The organism is Brunnivagina elsteri CCALA 953 (genome assembly GCF_002289455.1).
Taxonomy (GTDB): domain Bacteria; phylum Cyanobacteriota; class Cyanobacteriia; order Cyanobacteriales; family Nostocaceae; genus Brunnivagina; species Brunnivagina elsteri.
Genome location: NZ_NTFS01000787.1, coordinates 1 through 1,112, shown reverse-complemented (window position 1 = coordinate 1,112; position 1,112 = coordinate 1). Strand labels below are relative to the sequence as shown.

Sequence of the window (1,112 nt, the reverse complement as noted above, 5' to 3'; positions counted from 1 at the left end):
ATTTAATATTTTTAATCAGCTTTTGAAAAAACTACGCAATCAATAATCTAGCTTTATCAGCTTGTTCCCGCACACTTTCTGTTAACCATTCGCTAATAGATTTTGCTAACTTAATTGTAATTGTCGAGTCTGTTGTTAACGTCTCATAAATTTTTTGCTGTAATTCTGGCTTTTTCTGAGTTGCTAAATCATCAATTCGTTTATCAGAAATTAAATTGCGTATCCAACCAGGAATATCTGTTTCTTTAACCAAAGATTCACCTGCAAAATAAGCAACAATACCCAAAATAGGGGCAAGAATACCAGCGAATAATAAAACGTGAAACAAACCTGCAAGAACAACACCAACGATTAAAGCAACTAAATGTCCTACAAATACAGAAATCCCTGTTAAATCGGCAAATGAGATTGATGTAGGTACTTTTTCTGTTTGTTCGTTGAGATTAATTTTTTTACTACCTAAAGTACCTAAAGGTAAACCATATTTACGGCAGATGGAATTGGTTTGTTCCTGTACTTCATTTTGAACTTGAGTTAACCAATCTAATAAGCAATTAGTTACTATTTGATTTGCATTATTACTAGTTAACCATATTTTTGCTTTATTTTCAATTTCAATCTCTAATTCTTTGAGTGAAACCACATTTCGATTCCTCCAAGACTTAATACTAGTTTTTATGACTTCATCTACTAATCCAGTTGCTAATTCTTCCGCTAATTTATTTAAGAAAAATGGTATATATTTACCAATAATACTTGTTAGTTCGGTATCTAAAAACTTCGTTATTTCATCGATAAAACCAGCAGTACGCAAATAAACTCTTCCCCAGCGAGCAAGCCCCCTAGCAATGCAAAGTTCAGGCTCTCCATCGCGTTTACAGGGCAATTCAGGGAACACATTCTGACAGATATCTAAGATAAAGTACATTTTGGATGCACTACCTGTTAGTAAAATTGCGCTAGGTTGAATATCTTGTTCTGCTAGTTTTTGTTTCACTACTAATAGTTGTTTCTCAAAAGCACTTTTCCAACTAATATTTTCTAACTCTGATAAAGGTTGATTGAGAATTGCTTCGATTATTTTACCATTTACTAACGGCATAAATTTAAAT

1 pseudogene is annotated in these 1,112 nt (G+C 32.6%); it reads right to left on the bottom strand.

What is annotated here, in order from left to right:
• Nucleotides 1-31: 31 nt before the first annotated feature.
• Nucleotides 32-1,112, bottom strand: a pseudogene (locus tag CK510_RS30675) (Hsp70 family protein); the annotation flags it as partial.